This window comes from Streptomyces sp. NPDC093065 (assembly GCF_044754585.1).
Classification (GTDB): domain Bacteria; phylum Actinomycetota; class Actinomycetes; order Streptomycetales; family Streptomycetaceae; genus Streptomyces.
On record NZ_JBIVPJ010000001.1, the window covers coordinates 353,985 to 379,487 of the forward strand.

21 protein-coding genes are annotated in these 25,503 nt (G+C 72.1%); 14 read left to right on the forward strand and 7 right to left on the reverse strand.

Features of this window, described 5'->3' with window-relative positions; translation table 11 throughout:
- Positions 1–145 precede the first annotated feature (145 nt).
- Entirely contained in the window at positions 146–2,416 is a 2,271-nt protein-coding gene (locus ACIQFU_RS01470; protein WP_402548139.1) for an ArnT family glycosyltransferase, read from the forward strand.
- A 151-nt stretch (positions 2,417–2,567) separates the two neighbouring features.
- The gene (locus ACIQFU_RS01475; RefSeq protein ID WP_402548141.1) at positions 2,568–3,380 is read left to right on the forward strand and encodes an endonuclease I family protein; all 813 of its coding nucleotides are present in this window, start codon (positions 2,568–2,570) and stop codon (positions 3,378–3,380) included.
- Between the two features lie 6 nt (positions 3,381–3,386).
- Here the strand turns inward: ACIQFU_RS01475 and ACIQFU_RS01480 are convergent, their stop codons facing one another.
- Complete coding sequence (locus tag ACIQFU_RS01480) at positions 3,387–3,992, reverse strand: NADPH-dependent FMN reductase (protein WP_402548142.1); 606 nt, start codon at positions 3,990–3,992, stop codon at positions 3,387–3,389.
- A gap of 113 nt (positions 3,993–4,105) precedes the next feature.
- On the opposite strand from ACIQFU_RS01480, the gene ACIQFU_RS01485 reads away from it, so the two are divergent.
- Positions 4,106–4,942: a helix-turn-helix transcriptional regulator gene (locus tag ACIQFU_RS01485; protein ID WP_402548144.1), complete on the forward strand. Its 837-nt coding sequence runs from the start codon at positions 4,106–4,108 to the stop codon at positions 4,940–4,942.
- Positions 4,943–4,966: 24 nt separating this feature from the next.
- Here ACIQFU_RS01485 and ACIQFU_RS01490 read toward each other — a convergent pair whose 3' ends face one another.
- Together ACIQFU_RS01490 and speB are read right to left on the reverse strand one after the other, a co-directional pair.
- Positions 4,967–6,652 carry a thiamine pyrophosphate-binding protein gene (locus ACIQFU_RS01490; protein ID WP_402548145.1) on the reverse strand — a complete coding sequence of 562 codons (1,686 nt, stop codon included), beginning with the start codon at positions 6,650–6,652 and terminating at the stop codon, positions 4,967–4,969.
- Complete coding sequence (gene speB, locus ACIQFU_RS01495) at positions 6,649–7,617, reverse strand: agmatinase (protein ID WP_402548146.1); 969 nt, start codon at positions 7,615–7,617, stop codon at positions 6,649–6,651. Before speB ends, ACIQFU_RS01490 begins: the two co-directional genes overlap by 4 nt.
- Before the next feature lie 210 nt (positions 7,618–7,827).
- Here speB and ACIQFU_RS01500 point away from each other — a divergent pair, with 210 nt between their 5' ends.
- Positions 7,828–8,616 (forward strand): phosphatase, encoded by a 789-nt coding sequence (locus tag ACIQFU_RS01500; protein ID WP_402548147.1) that lies wholly within the window; start codon positions 7,828–7,830, stop codon positions 8,614–8,616.
- Between the two features lie 32 nt (positions 8,617–8,648).
- On the opposite strand, the gene ACIQFU_RS01505 is transcribed toward ACIQFU_RS01500, so the two are convergent.
- The 4 genes from ACIQFU_RS01505 to ACIQFU_RS01520 form a co-directional block, all read right to left on the reverse strand.
- Positions 8,649–9,632 carry a cation diffusion facilitator family transporter gene (locus tag ACIQFU_RS01505; protein ID WP_402548148.1) on the reverse strand — a complete coding sequence of 328 codons (984 nt, stop codon included), beginning with the start codon at positions 9,630–9,632 and terminating at the stop codon, positions 8,649–8,651.
- 5 nt (positions 9,633–9,637) lie between these two features.
- Entirely contained in the window at positions 9,638–10,510 is an 873-nt protein-coding gene (locus ACIQFU_RS01510; RefSeq protein ID WP_402548150.1) for an acyl-CoA thioesterase, read from the reverse strand.
- 18 nt (positions 10,511–10,528) lie between these two features.
- Entirely contained in the window at positions 10,529–11,686 is a 1,158-nt protein-coding gene (locus ACIQFU_RS01515) for an acyl-CoA dehydrogenase family protein (RefSeq protein WP_402548152.1), read from the reverse strand.
- A 140-nt stretch (positions 11,687–11,826) separates the two neighbouring features.
- Entirely contained in the window at positions 11,827–12,423 is a 597-nt protein-coding gene (locus ACIQFU_RS01520; protein ID WP_402548154.1) for a TetR/AcrR family transcriptional regulator, read from the reverse strand.
- 97 nt (positions 12,424–12,520) lie between these two features.
- Between ACIQFU_RS01520 and ACIQFU_RS01525 the strand changes: the two genes are divergently transcribed.
- From ACIQFU_RS01525 to ACIQFU_RS01570, 10 genes are all read left to right on the forward strand, one after another.
- Positions 12,521–14,137, forward strand: coding sequence for a carboxyl transferase domain-containing protein (locus ACIQFU_RS01525; protein WP_402548155.1), 1,617 nt, complete (start codon positions 12,521–12,523; stop codon positions 14,135–14,137).
- Positions 14,138–14,190: 53 nt separating this feature from the next.
- On the forward strand, positions 14,191–16,137 hold the full coding sequence (locus ACIQFU_RS01530; protein ID WP_402548474.1) for an acetyl/propionyl/methylcrotonyl-CoA carboxylase subunit alpha: 1,947 nt from the start codon (positions 14,191–14,193) through the stop codon (positions 16,135–16,137).
- Positions 16,134–17,087, forward strand: a complete 954-nt coding sequence (locus ACIQFU_RS01535) for a hydroxymethylglutaryl-CoA lyase (RefSeq protein WP_402548156.1) — start codon at positions 16,134–16,136, stop codon at positions 17,085–17,087. The genes ACIQFU_RS01530 and ACIQFU_RS01535 overlap by 4 nt, the downstream gene beginning before the upstream one ends.
- Before the next feature lie 5 nt (positions 17,088–17,092).
- Complete coding sequence (locus ACIQFU_RS01540; RefSeq protein WP_402548476.1) at positions 17,093–18,253, forward strand: acyl-CoA dehydrogenase family protein; 1,161 nt, start codon at positions 17,093–17,095, stop codon at positions 18,251–18,253.
- A 129-nt stretch (positions 18,254–18,382) separates the two neighbouring features.
- Positions 18,383–19,432, forward strand: coding sequence for a siderophore-binding protein DesE (gene desE / locus ACIQFU_RS01545; protein ID WP_402548158.1), 1,050 nt, complete (start codon positions 18,383–18,385; stop codon positions 19,430–19,432).
- Positions 19,433–19,458: 26 nt separating this feature from the next.
- Positions 19,459–20,319, forward strand: a complete 861-nt coding sequence (locus tag ACIQFU_RS01550; protein ID WP_402548159.1) for a siderophore-interacting protein — start codon at positions 19,459–19,461, stop codon at positions 20,317–20,319.
- Between the two features lie 145 nt (positions 20,320–20,464).
- Positions 20,465–21,907: a lysine decarboxylase DesA gene (desA, locus tag ACIQFU_RS01555; RefSeq protein WP_402548161.1), complete on the forward strand. Its 1,443-nt coding sequence runs from the start codon at positions 20,465–20,467 to the stop codon at positions 21,905–21,907.
- Positions 21,891–23,171: a lysine N(6)-hydroxylase/L-ornithine N(5)-oxygenase family protein gene (locus ACIQFU_RS01560; protein ID WP_402548162.1), complete on the forward strand. Its 1,281-nt coding sequence runs from the start codon at positions 21,891–21,893 to the stop codon at positions 23,169–23,171. Before desA ends, ACIQFU_RS01560 begins: the two co-directional genes overlap by 17 nt.
- Complete coding sequence (locus tag ACIQFU_RS01565) at positions 23,168–23,719, forward strand: GNAT family N-acetyltransferase (protein WP_402548164.1); 552 nt, start codon at positions 23,168–23,170, stop codon at positions 23,717–23,719. Before ACIQFU_RS01560 ends, ACIQFU_RS01565 begins: the two co-directional genes overlap by 4 nt.
- Positions 23,716–25,491, forward strand: a complete 1,776-nt coding sequence (locus tag ACIQFU_RS01570; protein ID WP_402548165.1) for an IucA/IucC family protein — start codon at positions 23,716–23,718, stop codon at positions 25,489–25,491. Before ACIQFU_RS01565 ends, ACIQFU_RS01570 begins: the two co-directional genes overlap by 4 nt.
- Positions 25,492–25,503: the final 12 nt, after the last annotated feature.

Here is a 25,503-nt window from a genome sequence, read left to right on the forward strand (position 1 = left end):
CACCTGATCTACCGGAAGGCACCAACACGGGCGAGCGGGGATTTCATCCCGCCGCAACAATCGGCCGGTCACACCTCGCGCGATCCACAGCTCGCCCCCAGGCGGACCACAGCCCGTGCCCATCGGCCGCGGTCACGGTGGCGTGGTGACATCTGCCACCGCTCCACCGCACGCGGCCACCGAGCCGCCCGTACCGTCCCCGACCGCCGGCGCGCCCCGGTGGTCGCGGCCCGCGCTCCTGGCGATCCTCGCCCTGGCGGCCGGGCTGTACTGCTGGAACCTGTCCGGGTCCGGCCTGAACAGCTTCTACAGCGCGGCCGTGCTCAGCGGCACCGAGAGCTGGAAGGCGTGGTTCTTCGGCTCCCTGGACGCGGGCAACTTCCTGACCGTCGACAAGCCGCCCTTCGCCCTGATGGTCATGGGTCTCTCGTGCCGTCTGTTCGGGTACGGGACCTGGCAGATGATGCTGCCGCTGATCGTGGCCGCGCTGGCGACGATCTGGATCCTGCACGCGTCCGTGCGGCGGGTGTGGGGCCACGGTGCGGCGGCACTCGCCGCACTGGTGCTGGCGCTGACCCCGATCACGGTCGCCATCAACCGGGACAACAACCCGGACACGCTGCTGGTGTTCCTGATGGTGGCCGGGGCGGCGCTCGGTCTGCGCGCCGTCCGTGACGGGCGGCTGGGGCCCCTGCTCGGGTCGGCGGCCTGCTTCGGGCTCGCCTTCAACACGAAGATGCTCCAGGGCTACATCGCGCTGCCGGCGGTCTTCCTCGTCTACGTGTACGCGACGGACCTCGCCCGGACGAAGCGGCTCAGGAACCTGCTGCTCGCCGCCGTCACGCTGGCGGTCTCCAGTTTCTGGTGGGCAGCCGCGGTGTCCCTCGTTCCCGCCTCCGAGCGGCCGTACATCGGCGGTTCGACCGACGGCACGGCCTGGGACCTGATCACGGGCTACAACGGGCTCGGCCGGATCCTCGGCGGCGACGGCAACATGGGCGGGGGCGGAGGAGGTGGCGGCGGCTTCTCGGGCGCGGCGGGCGTCGGCCGGCTGTTCAACGACGCCCTCGGCGGCCAGATCTCGTGGCTGCTCCCCTTCGCGGGCGTCGCGCTCGCCGGCGGCCTCGTGCTGTGCGGCAGGGCGCCCCGCACCGACCTCACGCGCGCCGCACTCGTCCTCTGGGGCGGGTGGACGGCCCTGCACTACCTGACCTTCGCCCTCGCCGAGGGCACCATGCACCCGTACTACACGACCGCGCTCGCACCCGGGATCGCGGCGCTGTGCGGGGGCGGCGGGGTGATGCTGCTGCGCGCGTTCCGGGCCGACCGGCGGTGGGTGTGGGTGCTGCCGCTCGCCCTCGGCGTCACGGGCGTGTGGGCGGTCGTGCTGCTGCGCCGCGCGTCCGGGTGGAACACGTGGTTGTGGCCGGCGATCGCGGTGGTCATGGCGCTGGCGATCGCGGGGCTGCTGGTGTTCCGGTCGGGGCGGCGGGTGCGGCTGCTGGCGGTGTCCGTGGCGGCGGCCGTCGTCGCGGCGGTGGCGGGCCCGGCGGCGTACGCCTGGTCGGTGCCGTCCGGCTCGGGCGGCGGCATGGCGGGCGGCACCAACCCGACGGCCGGTCCCTCGACGGGGGGCGGCATGGGCGGCCCGGGTGGCGGGGCCGGCGGTCCCGGTGGCGGTGGTCCGGGTGGCGGCGGCGGCCGGGGCGGGTTCCCGGGCGGTGGGGAGGGTGAGGGGTCCGGCGGCCGGGGCCCGGGCGGCCGGGCTCCCGGCGGCTCCGGGGATACCGGCGGCTCCGGGGATACCGGCGGCGGCACACCCCCGGGCGGCAGCTCCGGCACGGGCATGGGCTCCGGCTCCGGCTCCGGGTCCGGGTCCGGGTCCGGGTCCGGCACGGACTCAGACGGTCAGCGGGCGGACGGTCGACAGCCGGACGGCGACGGCGACGAGGCGGGCGCCGAACAGCCGGGCGGTGCGAGCGGCTTCGGCGGCGGAACCGGCGGTCCGGGTGGCGGTGCCGACATGGGCGGCGGTGCGAGCAGCGAGCTGGTCGCGTACCTGAAGAAGCACCGGGACGGGGCCAAGTGGCTCCTGGCCGTGTCGAGTTCGCAGAGCGCGGCACAGCTCATCCTCGGCAGCGGCGAACCGGTCATCTCGATGTGGGGCTGGTCGGGCAGCGACAACGCCATGACCCTCGCCCGGCTCAAGGAGCTGGTGAAGAACGGCGAGCTGCACTACGTCCAGGCCGGCGGCGGGGGCATGGGCGGCGGAAGGGGCGGCGGCTCCGGGGCCGCTTCCGAGGTGACCCAGTGGGTCCAGGAGCACGGCACGGCCGTCGAGGCGAGCGAATACGGAAGCGGCGACTCGGAGAGCTCCTCGTCCCTCTACCGGCTTGATCCCGCCGACGTGGACTGACCCCCCGGCGCATCCGCCCCGGTGGCCCCCGCCCCTCCCGGCCGGGGGCCACCGTCACGCAATCGCCACTCTCCGTACACCCCACCTCCAACATGTCCATGTCACGCTCGTCGTACCACACAACTCCACACGCGTAGATCGGACACCCCACATGCTCGCGATACGCACCCGGCGCCGGAAGGCGGCGGCCCTCGCCGCGGCCGCCGTACTCGCCGGGCTCGCCGCCCCCTCCCTGACGGCGAGCCCGGCCACGGCGTCCACGACGACGAACACGGACTACGACTCGACGTACTACAAGGACGCGATCGGCAAGACCGGCACGAGCCTCAAGTCGTCCCTCCACACCATCATCAGCGACCAGACGAAGCTGTCGTACTCGGGTGTCTGGGACGCCCTGAAGGCCACCGACGAGGACCCGGACAACACCGGCAACGTGATCCTGCTCTACTCGGGCGTCTCCCGCGGCAAGTCGCTCAACGGCGGCGACACCGGCGACTGGAACCGCGAGCACGTGTGGGCCAAGTCCCACGGCGACTTCGGCACCGCCACCGGCCCCGGCACCGACCTGCACCACCTGCGCCCCTCGGACGTCGGCGTCAACAGCGTGCGGGGCAACAAGGACTTCGACAACGGCGGCAGCGCGGTCAGCGAGGGGGGCGGCAGCCTCAGCGACTCCGACTCCTTCGAACCCCGCGACGCCGTCAAGGGCGACGTGGCCCGCATGATCTTCTACATGGCGGTCCGCTACGAGGGCGGCGACGGCTTCGCCGACCTGGAGGTCAACGGCCAGGTGGACAACGGGAGCAACCCGTACATCGGCAAGCTCTCCGTACTGAAGGCCTGGAACGACGAGGACCCGCCGGACGCCTTCGAGGAGCACCGCAACCAGGTCATCTACGACGACTACCAGCACAACCGCAACCCGTTCGTCGACCACCCGGAGTGGGTCGAGTCGATCTGGTAGCCCTTCTCAGCCCGGGTACGGGGCGGCCGCGCGGGCCGTGTGCAGTGCCGCCGCCCACCAGGCCAGCTGCTCGAACAGCGTCTTCGCGTAACCCGGGGCGTCGGCGTCGAGCGGGCTGCCGTCCTGCCAGGCGGCGTAGTAGTTCGGGAAGGCGAGCCCGTCCCGGATGGTCACCGCGTGCAGTTCGGTCAGGACGTTCTCCAGGTGCAGCACCGCGTGCCTGCCGCCCGCGGGGCCGCCGTAGCTGACGAAGGCGACCGGCTTGGCCTTCCACTGCGTGAAGTGCCAGTCGATGGCCGCCTTCAGGGACGCGGGGTAGCTGTGGTTGTACTCCGGCGTGACCAGGACGACCGCGTCGGCGCCGGCCAGCGCGGACGTCAGGGGCGCCATGCCCTGCGGGCGGGGGTAGTCGTCGCCGGCCTGCCTCGGGGAGACCGCGGGCAGCGTCAGGGGGACGTCGACCTCGGCGAGGTCGACGACCTCCACGTCGAAACCGCCGTGGCCACGGGCCTGCTCGGCCACCCAGGAACCCACCACGGGGCCGAACCGCCCGTCCCGGACGCTGCCGACGAGGACCACGAGCTTGAGCTTGTCGTTGTTCGCGTTGTTCATGTCCCTCACCATCGGGTCCGCCCGGCGGGGCAGCCAGACCGTGCTCAGGCTGGCCCCGACAGGGCCAGCCTCAGGCCGCCGGGGCGGGCGCGGCCCGCCCTATCCTCGAAGGCATGGGGACACCTCTGGGGGACTTCATCCGGGCCAGGCGGGACAGCACCCAGCCGGAGTCGCTCGGGCTGCCGGACCACGGACGGCGCCGGTCACCGGGGCTGCGGCGCTCGGACGTCGCGACGCGGGCCGGGATCAGTGTCGAGTACCTCACGCGCATCGAGCAGGGCCGGGACCGTCATCCCTCCAATGCCGTGCTGCGGGCGATCGGCGACGCGCTGAGCCTCTCGCCGGCCGAGCGCGACCACCTGCGCTACCTCGCGAAGATCACCGGTGGTGAGTGCACGGACCGCACCAGCCCGGCCCCGCCGCGCCGCGAGGTGCGCCCGCCGGTCCTGGAGACCCTGCGTCTGCTGGAGCCGGGGATCGCCCTGGTCACCAACCGGCTGGGGGACATCCTCGCGCGCACTCCCGCGTACGAGTCGGTGACGAGCGGCACCGGGCTGCTCGACAGCGACGCCCCGAACCTCACCCGCTACGTGTTCACCGACCCCCGGGCCCGGGAGTTCTTCGCCGACTGGGACGACGTCGCGGACGAGCAGGCCTTCGACCTGTGGCTCGGGCCGGTGGCGGAGAACTCCGAGTGGTTCACCGCGGATCTCGCGCCGGTGGCGGGGCCGGAGTTCACCCGTCGGCTGAACCGGCACGTCGTTCCGGCGCGGGGTGTGCTCCGGCTGCGCCACCCCTCCGGGCCGGAGCTGCGGTTGCGGCGCGAGACGCTCGACCTCACCTCGGACGCGCAGCAGCTGCTGGTGCTGCTGCCCGCCGACGAGGAGACGGCACGCGCCGTCGAGCGGCTCGGGCGCGGGTCGCGCGGCGGTCTGCGGGCCATCTCCTGACCTTCCCCGGCCGGTGACACGCCGTCAGCCCAGGTGTGTCGGCGCGAACATGCGCAGTACGGCGGGGAGGACGACCACCGAGGGTCCCGGTGCGGCCAGGGCCTTCGCGAGGTCGGCCGCCAGCGTGTCCGGCGACGTCCGTACGCCCGGCACCCCGAACGACTCGGCCAGCGCCACGAAGTCGGGGCGGGTCAGCTCCGTCGCCGTCGGCGCGCCGAAGGCGTCGGTCATGTACTCGCGCAGGATGCCGTAGCCGCCGTCGTCGACGATCAGCCAGGTGACGTTCAGGTCGTACTGGCGGGCGGTGGCCAGTTCGGCGACGGAGTACAGGGCGCCGCCGTCGCCGGAGACCGCGAGGACCGGGTGGGTGGGGTCGGCGGCCGCGGCGCCCAGGGCCGCCGGGAAAGCGTAGCCGAGGCCGCCGGCGCCCTGGGCGGAGTGCATGGTGTTCGGGGCCTTGGCGTCGAAGGCCGACCACGCCCAGTAGGCCAGGATGGTCATGTCCCAGAAGGAGGGGGCGCGGGACGGGAGGGCCTTGCGGACGGCGGCCAGCACGTCCTGTTCCAGGGCGAGTTCCTGGGAGGCGAGGCGTTGGCGGACCTTGCCCAGGACCGCTTGGACGCGCTCCGGGGCGCCCGGGTCGACGCGCTCCCCCACCGTCTCCAGCAGCGCCTGGAGGGCGAGGCGGGCGTCGGCGTGGATGCCGAGGGCGGGGTGGTTGGACTCGAGTTTGCCGAGGTCGGCCTCGATCTGGACGATCCGGCCGCGCGGCTCGAACGTGTGGTAGTTAGAGGAGAGTTCGCCGAGGCCCGAGCCGACGACGAGGAGTACGTCGGCGTCCTCCAGGAAGTCCGTGGTGTGGCGGTCCTCCAGCCAGGACTGGAGGGACAGGGGGTGCGTCCAGGGGAAGGCGCCCTTGCCGCCGAAGGTCGTGACGACGGGGACCTGGAGGCGTTCCGCGAGCTGCCGGAGCTTCTTCGAGGCGTCCGCCCGGACCACTCCGCCGCCCGCGATGATCACGGGGCGCTCGGCGCGGGTCAGCAGGTCGGCGGCGACCGCCGTCAGTTCGGGGCGCGGGGGCAGTTCCTCGGGGAAGGTGTCGCCGCCGGTCACGACCGGGATCGTCGTCTCGGCCAGGAGTACGTCCTGCGGGACCTCCACCCACACCGGGCCGTGCGGGACGGTCAGCGCCGACGTCCACGCCTCGGCGATGGCGGACGGGATCTGGGACTGGGTGCGGACCGTGTGGACGGACTTCACCACCCCCCGGAAGGACGCGGCCTGGTCGGGGAGTTCGTGCAGATATCCGTGCCGGCCGCCGCCCAGCCCGGCCGTCGGGACCTGGCTGCTGATCGCCAGCACCGGCGCCGAGGCCGCCCGCGCCTCCTGGAGCGCGGCCAGCGAGGTGAGGGCGCCGGGGCCGGTCGACAGCAGCAGCGGGGCGGCCTCGCCGGTGATGCGGCCGTAGGCGTCGGCGGCGAAACCGGCGTTGTTCTCCACCCGCAGCCCGATGTAGCGCAGGTCGGAGCGGCGCAGCGCGTCGAACACGCCGAGGGCGTGCTGGCCGGGCAGGCCGAAGACGGTGGTCGCGCCGAGCCCGGCCAGGCTCTCCACGACCAGGTCTCCGCCGTTGCGGCCGGGGGGAGGATTCAGCGCGGCCTCCGTCTGGGCGGCGGTCGGACGGAGCTCCAGGTCGTGGTCGTGGGTCACTTCGCGCGGGCCTCTGCGATCTGGCGGGACATGATGGTGGTCAGTTCGTACGCGGTGTGGGACGCCGCGACGGAGGTGATCTCCGCGTGGTCGTAGGCCGGGGCGACCTCGACGACGTCGGCGGACACCAGGTTGCAGGATGCCAGGCCGCGCAGGATCTCCAGCAGCTCGCGGGAGGTCATGCCGCCGGCCTCGGGGGTGCCGGTGCCGGGAGCGTGGGCGGGGTCCAGGCAGTCGATGTCGATGGAGATGTAGAGCGGGCGGTCGCCGATGCGCTGCCTCAGCTGGTCGGCGACCTCGTCGGCGCCGCGGCGGTAGACGTCGGCGGAGGTGACGATGCCGAAGCCCATCTTCTCGTCGTCGGTGAGGTCCTGCTTGCCGTACAGCGGGCCGCGGGTGCCGACGTGGGAGAGGGCGGAGGTGTCGAGGACGCCCTCCTCCACCGCACGGCGGAACGGGGTGCCGTGCGTGTACTCGGCGCCGAAGTAGGTGTCCCAGGTGTCCAGGTGGGCGTCGAAGTGGAGCAGGGCGACCGGGCCGTGCTTCCTGGCGACCGAGCGCAGCAGCGGCAGGGCGATGGTGTGGTCGCCGCCCAGGGTCATCAGGCGGGCGCCGGTGCCGAGGAGGTCGTCGGCGGCGGCCTCGATCGTCTCGACGGCCTCGTGGATGTCGAAGGGGTTCACGGCTATGTCGCCGCCGTCGGCGACCTGGGCGAGGGCGAAGGGAGCGGCGTCCTGAGCCGGGTTGTAGGGGCGCAGCAGGCGGGAGGCCTCGCGGATGGCGTTGCCGCCGAAGCGGGCGCCGGGGCGGTAGGAGACGCCCGAGTCGAACGGCACGCCCACCACGGCGACGTCGGCGGCCCGGACCTCGTCCAGGCGCGGGAGCCGGGCGAAGGTCGCCGGTCCGGCGTAGCGCGGGATCCGGGACGAGTCCACGGGGCCGCGGGGCGTCTCGTTGCTGCTCATGTACTGCCTTCCTTCTTACGCTTCGTCGCGTATGTACTACTGCCGTCCGACTGTACTGGTGAGCGAGGCAGCCGGTCGTCGCAGACTAGATGGCCCAAATGCGGGGGCGACATGTACATTCCGTCCATACGCGGCCCCGGGGCTGGAGGAATCGGCTATCCCGCCCGGGACCGGCTGCTCCCCGCCCTCCGGCTGCTACACAATGGAGCCATGCCGATACCCGGGACACCCAGCCGCGCCGAACTCGCCGAGCACCTCGTCAGAACCCGCATCGCGGGCGACGTCGCCACTCCCCGCGAGAACAACCTCTCCCACTACCGGAAGCTGGCGAACGGCGACCGCCACTTCTGGCTCGGTCTGGAGCTGGGCGACCGCTGGAGCGACGAGCAGGACGTGCTCGCGGTGATGGCGGAGCGGGTCGGTGTCAACGACGACCCCGAGCACCGGTACGGCCAGGACACCATCGACCCCGAGCTGACCGTTTCGGCGCTGGAGCGGATGGCGGGGCGGCTGCGCAAGGCGGCCGACGGCGGGCAGCGGGTGCTGTTCGCGACCGGTCACCCCGGCGGACTGCTCGACGTGCACCGCGCCACGGCCGCCGCGCTGCGGACGGCGGGCTGCGAGATCGTCGTGATCCCGGAGGGGCTGACCACGGAGGAGGGGTACGTCCAGCAGTTCGCGGACGTCTCGGTCCTCGAACACGGGGCCTCGCTGTGGCACACCCACTCCGGCGAGCCGATGAAGGCCGTCCTGACCGGTCTGGAGCGCGAGGGCCGCCCGCTGCCCGACCTGGTGGTCGCCGACCACGGCTGGGCCGGTTACGCCGCCCAGCACGGCGTGGACTCCGTCGGCTACGCGGACTGCAACGACCCGGCGCTCTTCCTCGCCGAGTCCGAGGGCACCCTCCAGGTGGCGGTACCGCTGGACGACCACGTGGTCAGCCCGCGCTACTACGACCCGATGACGGCGTACCTGCTGACGGAGGCGGGTCTGAAGTAGCCCGCGCCGCTGCGGCTCGGCTGCCACGGCTCCTACGGCCAGGGGTTCAGCCCCTCCGAGCGACGCTGCGCGAATCCCGGCGTCGGGTCCAGATAGACCCGGCGCACGATCGGGAACTCTTCGCGCAGCCGCTGCTCGGCCCGCTCGCACGCCCACTCGATCTGCGCCGCCGTCGACACGTCCCGGAAGTCGACCTTGGCGGCGACCAGGGCCTCGCTCGGCCCCTGCACCAGGGTGGTCAGCTCCAGCACGGCCTCGATGTGCTCGACGGCCACCAGCTCCGCCCGGATCCGGTCCCGCACGGAGCGCGACAGGGGGCGGCCGACGAGGAACTCGACGTTGGAGCGGCCCAGCACCCAGGCGACGTACAGCAGCAGGACGCCGATGCACAGCGAGGCGACGGCGTCCCAGACGCCGGAGCCGGTGAGCTGTCCGCCGAGCAGTCCGCCCGCGGCCAGCAGCAGACCGGCCAGCGCGGCGGAGTCCTCCATGACGACGGCCTTGACGGCGGTGTCGGGGGTGCGGCGCAGATAGCGGCCGAAGGAGACCCGGTGGTGGGCGGCCTCGCCGCGGACCTGCCTGAGGCCGGTGCGCAGCGAGTAGCCCTCCAGCAGGAAGGCGACGGCCAGGACGAGGTACGACACCAGCGGGTCGCCGAGGTCCTCGCCCCGGGTGAGGGTGTGGATGCCGTCGTAGAGGGAGAAGACGGCGCCGCCGACGAAGGTGGCGACGGCGGCGAGCAGCGCCCAGACGTAGCGTTCGGGGCCGTGGCCGAGGGGGTGGTCCTCGTCGGCGGGGCGGACGCTGCGTTTGAGCGAGGTCAGCAGCAGTACCTCGGTGACGGTGTCGGCGACCGAGTGCGCGGCCTCGGACAGCATGGCGCTGGAGCCGCTGATCACACCGGCCACCGCCTTGGCGACGGCGATGCCCAGATTCGCGAAGGCGGCGACGAGCACCGTGAAGGTGCTGTCGCCGCCGCCGTTCTTCGCGCCCGCTCCCGCTGCTGTGTCCGCCATGCCCCTCAGTGTTCCCGAGGGACGCGGACCACGCCTTCCTGGACGACCGAGACGGCGAGCCGGCCGTCCTGGGTGTGGATGCGGGCCTGGCCGAGGCCCCGGCCGCCGGACGCGGACGGCGACTGCTGGTCGTACAGCAGCCATTCGTCGGCGCGGAAGGGCCGGTGGAACCACATGGCGTGGTCCAGCGAGGCCCCGACGACGTCCCCGACGGCCCAGCCGCCGCGTCCGTGCGCGAGCAGCACCGAGTCGAGCAGGGTCATGTCGGAGACGTAGGTGGCGAGGACGACGTGCAGCAGCGGATCGTCCGCGAGTTTGCCGTTGGCGCGGAACCACACCTGGGAGTGCGGTTCGCGCGGGGTGCCGAAGTCGCCGAAGGGCGGGTCGTCGACGTAGCGCAGGTCGACGGCGGCGCGGGCCTCCAGGAAGCGCTCCACGGTCTCGGCAGGCAGGTGCGGGTAGCCGCGCAGCCGCTCCTCGCCGGTGGGGAGGGTGGCCGGGTCCGGTGCGGGCGGCATCGGGGCCTGGTGGTCGAGGCCCTCCTCGTACGTCTGGAAGGACGCCGACAGGGTGAAGATCGGCTTGCCGTGCTGGACGGCGACGACGCGGCGGGTGGTGAAGGAGCGGCCGTCGCGCAGCCGGTCGACGTCGTAGACGATGGGGGCGCCCGGGTCGCCGGGGCGCAGGAAGTACGCGTGCAGGGAGTGCGCGTGCCGGTCCTCGGGGACCGTGCGGCCCGCGGCGACCATCGCCTGGGCCGCCACCTGCCCGCCGAAGACCCGGGGGACGACGGCGGACCGGGAGCGGCCGCGGTAGATGTCCTCCTCGATCCGCTCCAGGTCGAGCAGATCGAGGAGGGACTGGAGTGCTTCGCTCATGGCCAGTGATTCCGCGGTCTACAGGCCCATGTTCTTGGCGATGATCGACTTCATGATCTCGCTGGTGCCGCCGTAGATGCGGTTGACGCGGTTGTCCGCGTACAGGCGGGCGATCGGGTACTCGTTCATGTAGCCGTAGCCTCCGTGCAGCTGGAGGCAGCGGTCGATGACGCGGTGGGCGACCTCGGTGCAGAACAGCTTGGCGCTGGCGGCCTCGGCTGGGGTCAGCTCGCCGGCGTCCAGGGCCTCGGTGGCGCGGTCGGCGACGGCCTCGGCGGCGTCCACCTCGGCCTGGCAGGCGGCCAGCTCGAACTTGGTGTTCTGGAAGTGCGCGACCGGCTTGCCGAAGACCGTGCGGTCCTGGACGTAGCTCTTGGCGAAGGCGACGGCGGCCTTGGCCTGGGCGTAGGCGCCGAAGGCGATGCCCCAGCGCTCGGAGGCCAGGTTGTGGCCGAGGTAGGAGAAGCCCTTGTTCTCTTCGCCGAGCAGGTCCTCGACCGGCACCTTCACGTCGACGAAGGCCAGCTCGGCGGTGTCGGAGGTGCGCAGGCCCAGCTTGTCCAGCTTGCGGCCGACCGAGTAGCCCTCGGACCTGGTGTCCACGGCGAACAGGGAGATGCCGTGGCGGCGGTCCTCGGCGGTGGGCGCGGCGGTGCGGGCGCAGACGATCACCTTGTCGGCGTGCACGCCGCCGGTGATGAAGGTCTTGGCGCCGTTGAGGACGTAGTGGGTGCCGTCCTCGGAGAGCTTGGCGGTGGACTTCATGCCCGCGAGGTCGGAGCCGGTGCCGGGCTCCGTCATCGCGATGGCCCACATCTCCTCGCCGGTGACGAACTTCGGCAGGTAGCGCTTCTTCTGCTCGTCGGTGGCCAGCATCCTGATGTACGGCAGGGCGAGCAGCACGTGCACGCCGGAGCCGCCGAACTGGACGCCGGCGCGGGCGGTCTCCTCGTAGAGGACGGCCTCGAACTTGTGGCTGTCCATGCCGGCGCCGCCGAACTCCTCGGGCACGTTGATGCCGAAGATGCCCAGCTCGCCGAGCTTGTAGTAGAACTCGCGCGGCGCCTGGCCGGCGGCGAACCAGTCGTCGTAGACGGGGACGACCTCGGCCTCGATGAAGGCGCGGAGGGTCTCCCGGAACGCCTCGTGGTCCTCGTTGAACACCGTACGGCGCACCGCGCCACCTCCAGGGTACGAATATCTAAGCGCTTGCTCAGATACCACCGTACCGGCGGGTAGACAGAGGCGTCCAGACCGGGACGCGGGTAACCCTCGTCACTCCGGCGCAGGGTCGGCCGAGAAGCCCGGAACCGCCCCTACGCCTCCCCCACCGCCGCGAACGCCCCCCGCGCCATCCGGTGCAGCAGCGACGCCGTGACCGCGCGGCCGGGCAGGGAGCCTGGGCGGCCCAGGTGAGGGGTGGAGTTCAGGAGGCCGAAGACCGAGTGGACGGCGGAGCGGGCGGCGGGCTCCGCGACGGCGGGGTAGACCTCCCGGAGCACCCCGACCCACAGCTCGACGTACTGCCGCTGCAACTGCCGCACCATCTTGCGGTCGGCGTCCCGCAGGCGGTCCAGCTCGCGGTCGTGCAGGGTGATGAGCGGGCGGTCGTCGAGCGCGAAGTCGATGTGCCCCTCGATGAGCGAGTCGAGGACCGCTTCGGCACCGGCCGCCCCGTCCTCCGCCAGCCGCCGCTTCGCCCCGGTCAGCAGCGAGTCGCTGATTCCGACCAGCAGCTCGGCGAGCATCGCGTCCTTGCCGGGGAAGTGACGGTAGAGACCGGGGCCGCTGATGCCGACCGCGGCGCCTATCTCGTCGACGCCGACCCCGTGGAAGCCGCGCTCGGCGAAGAGCCGGGCGGCCTCCTTGAGGATCTGCTCGCGGCGGGTGGGGGCGTCGGTTCTGGTGGCCATGAAGTCGATTCTAGACAGGGAGGTTAGCGGTCGTTAACCTGAGGGAAATGCGTTAACGCTCATTAACTGGTCGATCACTGGGTGAGGGGACCGCAGGATGCAAGAGGCACCGGAGCTGACGACGGCGGCGGACCCCGCCTCGGAGGCCTTTCGGGCCAACGAGGAGGCGCACGGCGTCCTCGTTCAGGAGCTGCGCGCCAAGCTCGCGGCGGCCCGGCTGGGCGGCGGCGAGCGGGCGCGGGCCCGGCACACCGCGCGCGGCAAGCTGCTGCCGCGCGACCGCGTGGACACGCTGCTCGATGCGGGCTCGCCGTTCCTGGAGCTGGCCCCGCTCGCGGCCGACGGGCTCTACGACGGAGCGGCCCCGGCCGCCGGCGTCGTCGCCGGAGTCGGCCGGGTCAGCGGCCGGGAGTGCGTGATCGTCGCCAACGACGCCACCGTCAAGGGCGGCACGTACTACCCGATGACCGTGAAGAAACACCTGCGGGCGCAGGAGGTGGCGCTGGAGAACCGGCTGCCGTGCCTCTACCTCGTCGACTCGGGGGGCGCCTTCCTGCCGATGCAGGACGAGGTCTTCCCCGACCGCGAGCACTTCGGGCGGATCTTCTACAACCAGGCCCGGATGTCCGGCGCCGGCATCCCGCAGATCGCCGCCGTCCTCGGCTCCTGCACGGCGGGCGGCGCGTACGTCCCGGCGATGAGCGACGAGGCGGTGATCGTCCGCAATCAGGGCACGATCTTCCTCGGCGGCCCGCCGCTGGTGAAGGCGGCCACCGGTGAGGTGGTCACGGCGGAGGAGCTGGGCGGCGGCGAGGTCCACTCGCGCGTGTCCGGCGTGACCGACCACCTGGCCGAGGACGATCCGCACGCTCTGCGCATCGTGCGGCAGATCGTCTCCACCCTGCCGGAGCGCGGTGCGCTCCCCTGGGGCGTGCAGCCCGCGGTCGAGCCGAAGGTGGACCCGCAGGGGCTTTACGGCGCGGTGCCGGTCGACTCCCGCACCCCCTACGACGTCCGCGAGGTCATCGCGCGCGTGGTGGACGGCTCCCGCTTCGCCGAGTTCAAGTCCGAGTACGGGCAGACCCTGGTCACCGGCTTCGCCCGCATCCACGGCCACCCGGTCGGGATCGTCGCCAACAACGGCATCCTGTTCTCCGAGTCGGCCCAGAAGGGCGCCCACTTCATCGAGCTGTGCGACCAGCGCGGCATCCCGCTGGTGTTCCTGCAGAACATCTCCGGGTTCATGGTGGGCCGCGACTACGAGGCAGGCGGCATCGCCAAGCACGGCGCCAAGATGGTGACGGCGGTGGCGTGCACGCGCGTGCCGAAGCTGACGGTGGTCGTCGGCGGGTCGTACGGCGCGGGGAACTACTCGATGTGCGGGCGGGCGTACTCGCCGCGGTTCCTGTGGATGTGGCCCAACGCCAAGATCTCCGTGATGGGCGGCGAGCAGGCCGCGTCCGTGCTGGCCACGGTCAAGCGGGACCAGCTGGAGGGGCGCGGCGAGGAGTGGCCGGCCGAGGAGGAGGAGTCCTTCAAGGCGCCGATCCGGGCGCAGTACGAGCACCAGGGCAACGCCTACTACGCGACCGCCCGCCTGTGGGACGACGGCGTGATCGAGCCCGCAGACACCCGGCAGGTGCTGGGCCTGGCCCTGACCGCGTGTGCCAACGCGCCGCTGGGCGAGCCCCAGTTCGGCGTCTTCCGGATGTGAGGAGGGGACCCATGCAGAACACGAACGAGACGCCGCACCACGACATGCCGCGCATGTTCGACACCGTGCTCGTCGCCAACCGCGGCGAGATCGCCGTCCGCGTCATCCGGACGCTGCGCTCGATGGGCGTGCGCTCGGTGGCGGTCTTCTCCGACGCCGACGCGGACGCGCGGCACGTGCGGGAGGCCGACGAGGCGGTACGGATCGGTCCGGCGCCCGCGACCGAGAGCTACCTGTCCGCCGAGCGGCTGCTGGAGGCGGCGGCCCGCACGGGCGCACAGGCGGTGCACCCGGGGTACGGCTTCCTCGCCGAGAACGCCGGGTTCGCGCGGGCCTGCGAGGAGGCGGGGCTGGTCTTCATCGGGCCGTCCGCCGACGCGATCGCGCTCATGGGCGACAAGATCCGCGCCAAGGAGACGGTGAAGGCGGCCGGGGTGCCGGTCGTCCCCGGCTCCAGCGGCAGCGGGCTCACCGACGCGCAGCTCGCCGGCGCCGCCCGCGAGATCGGCACCCCGGTGCTGCTCAAGCCGTCGGCGGGCGGTGGCGGCAAGGGCATGCGGCTGGTGCGGGACGAGGCCGTGCTGACCGACGAGATCGCCGCCGCGCGCCGCGAGGCCCGTGCCTCCTTCGGCGACGACACGCTGCTGGTGGAGCGGTGGATCGACCGCCCCCGGCACATCGAGATCCAGGTGCTGGCCGACGGCCACGGGGGCGTGGTGCACCTGGGCGAGCGCGAGTGCTCGCTCCAGCGCCGGCACCAGAAGGTGATCGAGGAGGCGCCGAGCGTCCTGCTGGACGAGGCGACCCGTGCCGCGATGGGCGAGGCGGCCGTGCAGGCGGCCCGCTCCTGCGGCTACCGGGGCGCGGGCACGGTGGAGTTCATCGTGTCGGGCGGCGACCCCTCGCAGTACTACTTCATGGAGATGAACACCCGTCTCCAGGTCGAGCACCCGGTGACCGAGCTGGTGACCGGCCTGGACCTGGTGGAGTGGCAGCTGCGGGTGGCGGCCGGTGAGCGGCTCGGGTTCGCGCAGGAGGACGTACGGCTGACCGGGCACGCGATCGAGGCCCGGCTGTGCGCGGAGGACCCTGCCCGGGGCTTCCTGCCGTCCGGCGGCACGGTGCTGCGGCTGCGCGAGCCCGAGGGCGACGGCGTGCGCACCGACTCGGGGCTCAGCGAGGGCACCGAGGTCGGCAGCCTGTACGACCCGATGCTGTCCAAGGTGATCGCGTACGGCCCCGACCGGGAGACCGCGCTGCGCAGGCTCCGGGCGGCGCTGGCCGGGACGGTCACCCTGGGCGTGCAGACCAACGCCGGGTTCCTGCGGCGGCTGCTCGCGCACCCGGCGGTGGTGGCGGGCGAGCTGGACACCGGGCTGGTGGAGCGGGAGGTCGACGGCCTGGTCGCCACCGGAGTGCCGGAGGAGGTGTACGAGGCGGCGGCGGCCGTCCGGCTTCAGGCACTGCACCCACGCGGTGACGGCTGGACGGACCCGTTCTCGGTGCCGAGCGGCTGGCGGATGGGCGGCGAGCCGAAGGCGCCCGCCTTCCCGCTGCGTGCGACGGGACTCGAACCCGTCACTCACACCCCGAGCGGCACCCACACCGTCACCGGGGACCGGGTGTCGGTGACCCTGGACGGCGTCCGGCACACCTTCCACCGCGCCGCCGACTGGCTGGGCCGCGACGGCGACGCCTGGCACGTGCGCGACCACGACCCGGTCGCCGCCTCCCTCGACCGCGCCGCCCACGCGGGCGCCGACTCGCTGACCGCGCCGATGCCGGGCACGGTGACGGTGGTGAAGGTCGCCGTCGGCGACGAGGTGGGCGCCGGGCAGAGCCTGCTGGTGGTGGAGGCGATGAAAATGGAGCACGTCGTCTCCGCCCCGCACGCGGGCACCGTCGCCGAGCTGGACGTGGCGCCGGGCACGACGGTCGCCATGGACCAGGTGCTCGCGGTCATCGCACCCACCGACGACGCGGCGGAGGAGACGGCATGAACGCCCCGGACCCGGGCCTGCCGATGACCGTACCGGCCGAGGGCCTGCCCGCCCGCGTCCGCATCCACGAGGTCGGCGCGCGCGACGGACTACAGAACGAGAAGGCGACCGTGCCGACGGCCGTCAAGGCGGAGTTCATCCGCCGCCTGGCCGGCACCGGCCTGACCACGATCGAGGCGACGAGCTTCGTGCACCCCAGGTGGGTCCCCCAGCTGGCGGACGCCGAGGACCTGTACCCGCAGGTCTCCGGCCTGCCGGTGTCGCTGCCGGTGCTGGTTCCGAACGAACGCGGCCTGGACCGGGCCCTCGCGCTCGGCGCGCGCCGCGTCGCGGTCTTCGCCAGCGCCACCGAGTCCTTCGCCAGGGCCAACCTCAACCGCACGGTGGACGAGGCGCTGGCCATGTTCGAGCCGGTGGTGACCCGGGCGAAGGCGCAGGGCGACGACGTCCGCGTACGGGGCTACCTCTCGATGTGCTTCGGCGACCCGTGGGAGGGCCCGGTCCCGGTCCCCCAGGTGGTGCGGGTCTGCCGGGCCCTGCTGGACATGGGCTGCGACGAGCTGAGTCTCGGCGACACCATCGGCGTGGCGACCCCTGGCCATGTGACGGCCCTGCTCACCGCCCTGACCGGGGCGGGTGTGCCGGTGTCCGCGCTGGGCGTCCACTTCCACGACACCTACGGCCAGGCCCTGGCCAACACGCTGGCCGCGCTCCAGCAGGGCGTCACCACGGTCGACGCCTCCGCGGGCGGCCTCGGCGGCTGCCCGTACGCGAAGTCCGCCACCGGCAACCTCGCCACCGAAGACCTCGTGTGGATGCTGCGTGGCCTCGGCATCGACACCGGGGTCGACCTGGGCCGTCTCGTCGCCACAAGCGTCTGGATGGCCGCCCACCTGGGCCGGCCCAGCCCGTCCCGCACCGTTCGAGCCCTCTCCCACCAGGAGTCGTGAACAGCATGGACCACAAGCTCTCCCCCGAACTGGAAGAACTGCGCCGCACGGTCGAGCAGTTCGCGCAGGACGTGGTGGCGCCGAAGATCGGCGACTTCTACGAGCGGCACGAGTTCCCGTACGAGATCGTCCGCGAGATGGGCCGCATGGGCCTGTTCGGGCTGCCGTTCCCGGAGGAGTACGGCGGCATGGGCGGCGACTACTTCGCGCTCGGCGTGGCCCTGGAGGAGCTGGCCCGGGTCGACTCGTCGGTGGCGATCACGCTGGAGGCGGGCGTCTCGCTGGGCGCGATGCCCCTGCATCTGTTCGGCACCGAGGAGCAGAAGCGCGAGTGGCTGCCCCGGCTGTGCTCCGGGGAGATCCTGGGCGCGTTCGGCCTGACCGAGCCGGACGGCGGCAGCGACGCGGGCGCGACCCGCACCACGGCCCGCCTGGACGAGTCGACGAACGAGTGGGTGATCAACGGCACCAAGTGCTTCATCACCAACTCCGGCACGGACATCACGGGTCTGGTCACGGTCACGGCGGTCACCGGCCGCAAGCCCGACGGCAGGCCCCTGATCTCGTCGATCATCGTCCCGTCGGGCACCCCGGGCTTCACGGTGGCCGCCCCGTACTCGAAGGTCGGCTGGAACGCGTCGGACACCCGTGAGCTGTCCTTCGCCGACGTGCGGGTCCCGGCGGCCAACCTGCTGGGCGAGCGGGGGCGCGGCTACGCGCAGTTCCTGCGCATCCTGGACGAGGGCCGGGTGGCCATCGCGGCGCTGGGCACGGGGCTCGCGCAGGGCTGTGTGGACGAGTCGGTCGCCTACGCGAAGGAACGTCACGCCTTCGGCCGGCCCATCGGCGCCAACCAGGCCATCCAGTTCAAGATCGCCGACATGGAGATGAAGGCCCACACGGCCCGCCTCGCCTGGCGGGACGCGGCCTCGCGGCTGGTGGCGGGCGAGCCGTTCAAGAAGGAGGCGGCGGTGGCGAAGCTGTACTCGTCGACGGTCGCGGTGGACAACGCCCGGGACGCCACACAGATCCACGGCGGCTACGGCTTCATGAACGAGTACCCGGTGGCCCGCATGTGGCGGGACGCGAAGATCCTGGAGATCGGCGAGGGCACCAGCGAGGTCCAGCGGATGCTGATCGCGCGGGAGCTGGGGCTGGCGGGCTGAGGCTCGGACGCCACGGGGGCCGGGCCGCACCGGCCCCCACCCCTGGACAGAGCCTGAGGTTAGGCTAACCTACCTTCGAATTGTCCCGCAGAGCACGACGCTCCGCACCGTTCGAAGGCAGCCACCACCATGTCCAACGCCAGAGCCTCCCACCCGACCCGCCGCGGAATCCTCGCCGCCGGCGGCGCCCTCGGCCTCGGTGCCGTGCTCGCGGCCTGCGGGGACGACGACGGCAAGAGCGGCGGCTCGGGCGACGGGTCGGGCGGCACCGCCAAGTCCGGCCCCTGGTCCTTCAAGGACGACCGCGGCACCACCGTGAAGCTGGACGAGGTGCCGGCGAACATCGTCGCCTTCACCGGCGTCGCCGCCGCCCTCTACGACTACGGCGTCCAGGTCAAGGGTGTCTTCGGGCCCACCACCACCAAGGACGGCAAGCCCGACGTGCAGGCCGGCGACCTCGACGTCGACAAGGTCACCGTCCTCGGCAACGAGTGGGGCAAGCTCAACGTCGAGAAGTACGCCTCCCTCGCGCCCGAGGTGCTCATCACCACGACGTTCGACACCGCGGGCACCCTCTGGTCCGTCCCGGAGGAGTCGAAGGACAAGGTCGCCAAGCTCGCCCCGAGCGTCGCGATCTCGGTCTTCGACCGCCGGCTCACCCAGCCGCTGCAGCGCATGTGGGAGCTGGCCGAGTCGCTCGGCGCGGACATGAAGGCCAAGAAGGTCACCGATGCCAAGGCCGCCTTCGACAAGGCCGCCGCCCGGCTGCGCGCCGCCGCCAAGGCCCGGCCCGAGATCAGGGTGCTGGCCGGCTCCGCGAGCGCCGACCTGTTCTACGTCTCCGGCACCAACCTCTCGGTGGACCTGGAGTACTTCAAGTCCCTCGGCGTGAACTTCGTGGAGCCCTCCGAGGCGGCCAAGAAGGCGACCGGCGGCTGGTTCGAGTCCCTGAGCTGGGAGAACGTCGACAAGTACCCGGCCGACGTCATCATCATGGACGACCGCGCCTCGACCATCCAGCCCGCGGACATCACCGAGGGCACCTGGAAGAAGCTCCCCGCGGTCAAGGCCGGCCAGGTCATCGCCCGCTCCCCCGAGCCGATCCTGTCCTACGACAAGTGCACGCCTCTGCTGGACAACCTGGCCGAGGCGATCGAGAACGCCAAGAAGGTCGGCTGACCCACCCCCCTTCCCCGGAGCCCCACATGACGACGGCCGTCGCCGCCCCGTTCCGTTTCTTCTCCGTCCAGGTCGTACGGACGAGGCGGCTCGGCCCGTCCCTGGCCCGGGTCACCTTCGCGGGACCCGAGCTGCGCGCCTTCCGCTCCGACGGCCTCGACCAGTCGCTGTCGCTGTTCCTGCCGCATCCGGGGCAGTCGGAGCCCGCGGTGCCCGTCGAGCTGGGCGAGGGCTGGTGGCAGGGCTGGCGCGAACTGCCGGAGGACGTACGGGCGGTGATGCGCTCGTACACGCTGCGGGCACTGCGCCGGGACGGCGACGGGCACACCGCCGAGATCGACATCGACTTCGTGCTGCACGGCCTCGAACCGGAGTCGGGGATCCAGGCCGGTCCCGCCGCCCGCTGGGCCGCCGACGCCGCCCCCGGCGACCGCGTGCTGGTGCTGGGCCCCGCCGTCGCCGACAACCGGGCGATCCGCTTCCGGCCGCCCGAGGACACCGACCTGGTGGTGATCTGGGGCGACGAGACCGCCGTACCGGCCGCCTGCGCCGCCCTGGAGGCGCTGCCGGCCGGCACCCGCGCCCGGGCCTGGCTGGAGGTGCCGCACGCCGGGGACGTGCAGGACCTCACGACCGCGGCGGACGCCGAGATCACCTGGCTGGTCCGGGACGCCGGGGGCGGCGCCGAGGCGACCCTCGCCACCCTCCGCGACGCCCGGCTCCCCTCCGCCGCCCACCCCTACGTCTGGATCGCGGGCGAGTCCGGCTGCGTCAAGCGGCTGCGCCGGCACTTCGTCGGCGAGCGCGGCATCGACCGCCGGCGCGTCACCTTCGTCGGCTACTGGCGCCGGGGCCTGACGGAGGAACAACTCCGCGAGCAGGGCTGACGCCCGCCCGCACGGGGCCGCAGTGACGGCGGTCACCCACAGGTGCGCGTTTGATCACTTCGACTTAGGTTAGGCTCACCTAAGTTGAAGCGAGGGCTCCGCCCTCCCCGCCCCTCTCGGACCGTCCCCACCGGAGGACCCCCACATGCGCTCGCACCTGCTCAACGACGCCACCGCGGAGCAGTACCGCCGCTCCGTGACCGAAGGAGTCGAGCGGGTGGCCGCCAGAATCGCCACCACCGACCGCCCGTTCACCGGTGTCACGGTCGACGCCCTCTCCCCCCGCATCGACGAGATCGACCTCGACCGGCCGCTGCACGACACGGCCGCGGTCCTCGACGAGCTGGAGGACGTCTACCTCCGCGACGCCCTCTACTTCCACCACCCCCGCTACCTCGCCCACCTCAACTGCCCCGTCGTCATACCGGCGGTGCTCGGCGAGGCGGTGCTGTCCGCCGTCAACTCCTCCCTGGACACCTGGGACCAGTCGGCCGGCGGCACGCTCATCGAGCGCAAACTGATCGACTGGACCACCCACCGCATCGGCCTCGGCCCGGCGGCCGACGGAGTGTTCACCTCCGGCGGCACCCAGTCCAACCTCCAGGCGCTGCTGCTCGCCCGCGAGGAGGCGAAGACCGAGGACCTCGCCGACCTGCGCGTCTTCGCCTCCGAGGTCAGCCACTTCAGCGTGAACAAGTCCGCGAAACTGCTCGGCCTCGGCCCCGACGCCGTCGTGTCGATCCCCGTCGACCACGACAAGCGCATGCAGACCGTCGCCCTCGCCCGCGAACTGGAGCGCTGCGCGAGCGACGGCCTGGTCCCCATGGCCGTCGTCGCGACCGCGGGCACCACCGACTTCGGCTCCATCGACCCGCTGCCCGAGATCGCCGGGCTGTGCGAGCAGTACGGCGTGTGGATGCACGTCGACGCGGCCTACGGCTGCGGGCTGCTCGCCTCCCTGAAGTACCGGGACCGGGCCGCGGGCATCGAGCGGGCCGACTCGGTCACCGTGGACTACCACAAGTCCTTCTTCCAGCCGGTGAGTTCGTCGGCGGTACTGGTCCGGGACGCGGCCACCCTGCGCCACGCCACCTACCACGCGGAGTACCTCAACCCGCACCGCATGGTGCAGGAACGTATCCCCAACCAGGTGGACAAGTCCCTCCAGACCACCCGCCGCTTCGACGCGCTCAAGCTGTGGATGACCCTGCGCGTGATGGGCGCCGACGGCATCGGCCAACTCTTCGACGAGGTCTGCGACCTGGCCGCCGAGGGCTGGAAACTGCTCGCCGCCGACCCGCGCTTCGACGTGGTCGTCGAGCCCAGCCTCTCCACCCTGGTCTTCCGCTACGTCCCGGCGGCCGTCACCGACCCCGCCGGGATCGACCGCGTCAACCTGTACGCCCGCAAGGCCCTGTTCGCCTCCGGCGACGCCGTGGTCGCGGGCACCAAGGTGGCCGGGCGCCACTACCTGAAGTTCACCCTGCTCAACCCCGAGACGACCACGGCCGACATCGCCGCCGTCCTCGACCTGATCGCCGGCCACGCCGAGCAGTACCTGGGAGACTCCCTTGACCGCGCTTCCTGAAGCCAGCATCACGTACGACTTCGTGGGGATCGGCCTCGGCCCCTTCAACCTCGGCCTCGCCTGCCTCACCGAGCCCGTCGCCGAGCTGAACGGCGTCTTCCTGGAGTCCAAGCCGGACTTCGAATGGCACGCCGGCATGTTCCTGGACGGCGCCCACCTCCAGACCCCGTTCATGTCGGACCTGGTCACGCTGGCCGACCCGACCTCGCCGTACTCCTTCCTCAACTACCTGAAGGAGAAGGGCCGTCTCTACTCGTTCTACATCCGGGAGAACTTCTACCCGCTGCGCGTCGAGTACGACGACTACTGCCGCTGGGCCGCGCACAAACTGAGCAGCGTCCGCTTCTCCACCACGGTCACCGAGGTGACGTGGGACGAGCGGGAGGAGCTGTACGCCGTCGCCACCACCTCCGGCGACACCTACCGCGCCCGCCGCCTGGTCCTCGGCACCGGCACCCCGCCGCACATCCCGGACGCCTGCCGGGGCCTGGCCGGCGACTTCCTCCACAACTCCCGCTACCTCCAGCAGCGGGCGGAGCTGGTGAAGAAGAAGTCGATCACGCTGGTCGGCAGCGGCCAGTCCGCCGCCGAGATCTACCAGGACCTGCTGAGTGAGATCGACGTCCACGGCTACCGGCTCAACTGGGTCACGCGCTCCCCGCGGTTCTTCCCGCTCGAATACACCAAGCTGACGCTGGAGATGACGTCCCCGGAGTACGTGGACTACTTCCACGCGCTGCCCGAGGACACCCGATACCGGCTCACCGGTGAGCAGAAAGGCCTGTTCAAGGGCATCGACGGCGACCTGATCAACGAGATCTTCGACCTGCTCTACCAGAAGCGGCTCGGCGGTCCCGTCCCCACCCGCCTGCTCACCAACTCGGCGCTGACCGGCGCCCGGTACGCGGACGGCACGTACACGCTCGGCTTCCGCCAGGAGGAGCAGGGCAGCGACTTCGAGATCGAGACCGAGGGCCTGGTGCTCGCCACCGGCTACCGGTACGCCGAGCCGGAGTTCCTCAAGCCCGTCCGGGACCGGCTGCGCTACGACTCGCGGGGCAACTTCGACGTGGCCCGCAACTACGCCGTGGACGTCACGGGCGGCGGCGTGTTCCTGCAGAACGCGGGGGTCCACACGCACAGCATCACCAGCCCCGACCTGGGCATGGGTGCCTACCGCAACAGCTGCATCGTCCGGGAGCTGCTCGGCCGCGAGTACTACCCGGTCGAGAAGACGATCGCGTTCCAGGAGTTCGCCGCATGAGCACCACCACCGCCACCGCCGTCGGGGCGCTGGCCCTGCGCCCCCTCGACCCGCTGAAGGACGCCGGGCTGCTGCACGGCTGGCTCACCCACCCCAAGTCCGCGTTCTGGATGATGCAGGACGCCGAACTGGTGGACGTGGAGCGGGCGTACATGGAGCTGGCCGCCGACGAGCACCAGCAGGCGCACATCGGCCTGCACGACGGCGTCCCGGCCTTCCTGATGGAGCGCTACGACCCCGCCCACCGCGAGCTGGTCGGGCTGTACGAGCCCGAGCCGGGCGACGTCGGCATGCACTTCCTGGCCGCGCCGACCGACCGGCCCGTGCACGGCTTCACCCGCGCCGTGATCACCACCGTCATGACCGAACTCTTCGCCGACCCGGCCACCCGGCGGGTCGTCGTCGAACCGGACGTCACCAACACCGCCGTCCACGCCCTGAACGCAGCCGTCGGATTCGTGCCCGAGCGCGAGATCCAGAAGCCGGAGAAGAAGGCCTTGCTGAGCTTCTGCACCCGCGAGCAGTTCGAGAGGGCGGTGTCCGCATGAGCCTCGCCGACGCCGTCGCCCACCTGACCCCCGGGCACTGGGAGCGGGCCGAGCGCCTCCTGGTCCGCAAGGCGCTGGCCGAGTTCACGCACGAGCGGCTGCTGGCCCCCGAGCGGGAACCGGACGGGGAGGGGTACGTCGTCCGCGGCGACGACGGCACGACCGAGTACCGCTTCACCGCCACCGTCCGCGCCCTGGACCACTGGCAGGTGGCGGCCGACTCCATCACCCGTCACCGCCACGGCTCCGAACTCCCCGTCTCCGCCCTGGACTTCTTCATCGAGCTGAAGCGGACGCTGGGCCTGAGCGACGAGATCCTGCCCGTCTACCTGGAGGAGATCTCCTCCACCCTCTCCGGCACCTGCTACAAGCTGGCCAAGCCGCAGGTCACCTCCGCCGAGCTGGCCCGCGTCGGCTTCCAGGCCGTCGAGACCGGCATGACCGAGGGCCACCCGTGCTTCGTCGCCAACAACGGCCGGCTCGGCTTCGGCGTCCACGAGTACCTGTCGTACGCGCCCGAGACCGCGAGTCCGGTCCGGCTGGTGTGGCTGGCCGCGCACCGCTCGCGGGCGGCGTTCACCGCGGGCGTGGGCATCGAGTACGAGTCCTTCGTCCGGGACGAGCTGGGCGCCGCGACCGTGGACCGCTTCCACGGCGTGCTGCACGAGCGCGGTCTGGACCCGGCCGACTACCTGCTCATCCCGGTGCACCCCTGGCAGTGGTGGAACAAGCTCACCGTCACCTTCGCCGCCGAGGTCGCCCGCGGGCACCTGGTCTGCCTGGGCGAGGGCGACGACGAGTACCTGGCCCAGCAGTCCATCCGCACCTTCTTCAACGCCTCGCACCCCGAGAAGCACTACGTGAAGACGGCCCTGTCCGTCCTCAACATGGGCTTCATGCGCGGTCTGTCGGCGGCGTACATGGAGGCCACCCCGGCCATCAACGACTGGCTCGCCCAGCTGATCGAGGGCGACCCGGTGCTCAAGTCGACGGGGCTGAGCATCATCCGGGAGCGGGCGGCCGTGGGCTACCGGCACCTGGAGTACGAGCGGGCCACCGACCGCTACTCGCCGTACCGCAAGATGCTGGCGGCGCTGTGGCGCCAGAGCCCGGTGCCGTCCCTCCGGGAGGGCGAGACGCTCGCCACCATGGCCTCCCTGGTCCACGTCGACCACGAGGGCGCCTCCTTCGCGGGCGCGCTGATCGAGCGGTCCGGGCTGCCGCCCGCCGAGTGGCTGCGGCACTACCTGCGGGCCTACTACGTCCCGCTGCTGCACAGCTTCTACGCCTACGACCTGGTGTACATGCCGCACGGCGAGAACGTGATCCTCGTGCTGGAGGACGGCGTGGTGCGGCGGGCGGTCTACAAGGACATCGCCGAGGAGATCGCGGTGATGGACCCGGACGCCGTGCTGCCGCCGGAGGTCTCCCGGATCGCGGTGGACGTGCCGGACGACAAGAAGCTCCTGTCGATCTTCACGGACGTCTTCGACTGCTTCTTCCGCTTCCTCGCCGCGAACCTCGCGGAGGAGGGGATCGTGGAGGAGGACACCTTCTGGCGGACGGTCGCCGAGGTCACCCGCGAGTACCAGGAGTCGGTGCCGGAGCTGGCGGAGAAGTTCGAGCGGTACGACATGTTCGCGCCCGAGTTCGCACTGTCCTGCCTCAACCGGCTCCAGCTGCGCGACAACCGGCAGATGGTGGACCTGGCCGACCCGTCCGGCGCGCTCCAGCTCGTCGGGACGCTGAAGAACCCCATCGCGGGCCGGTAGGCGCCCAGGGCC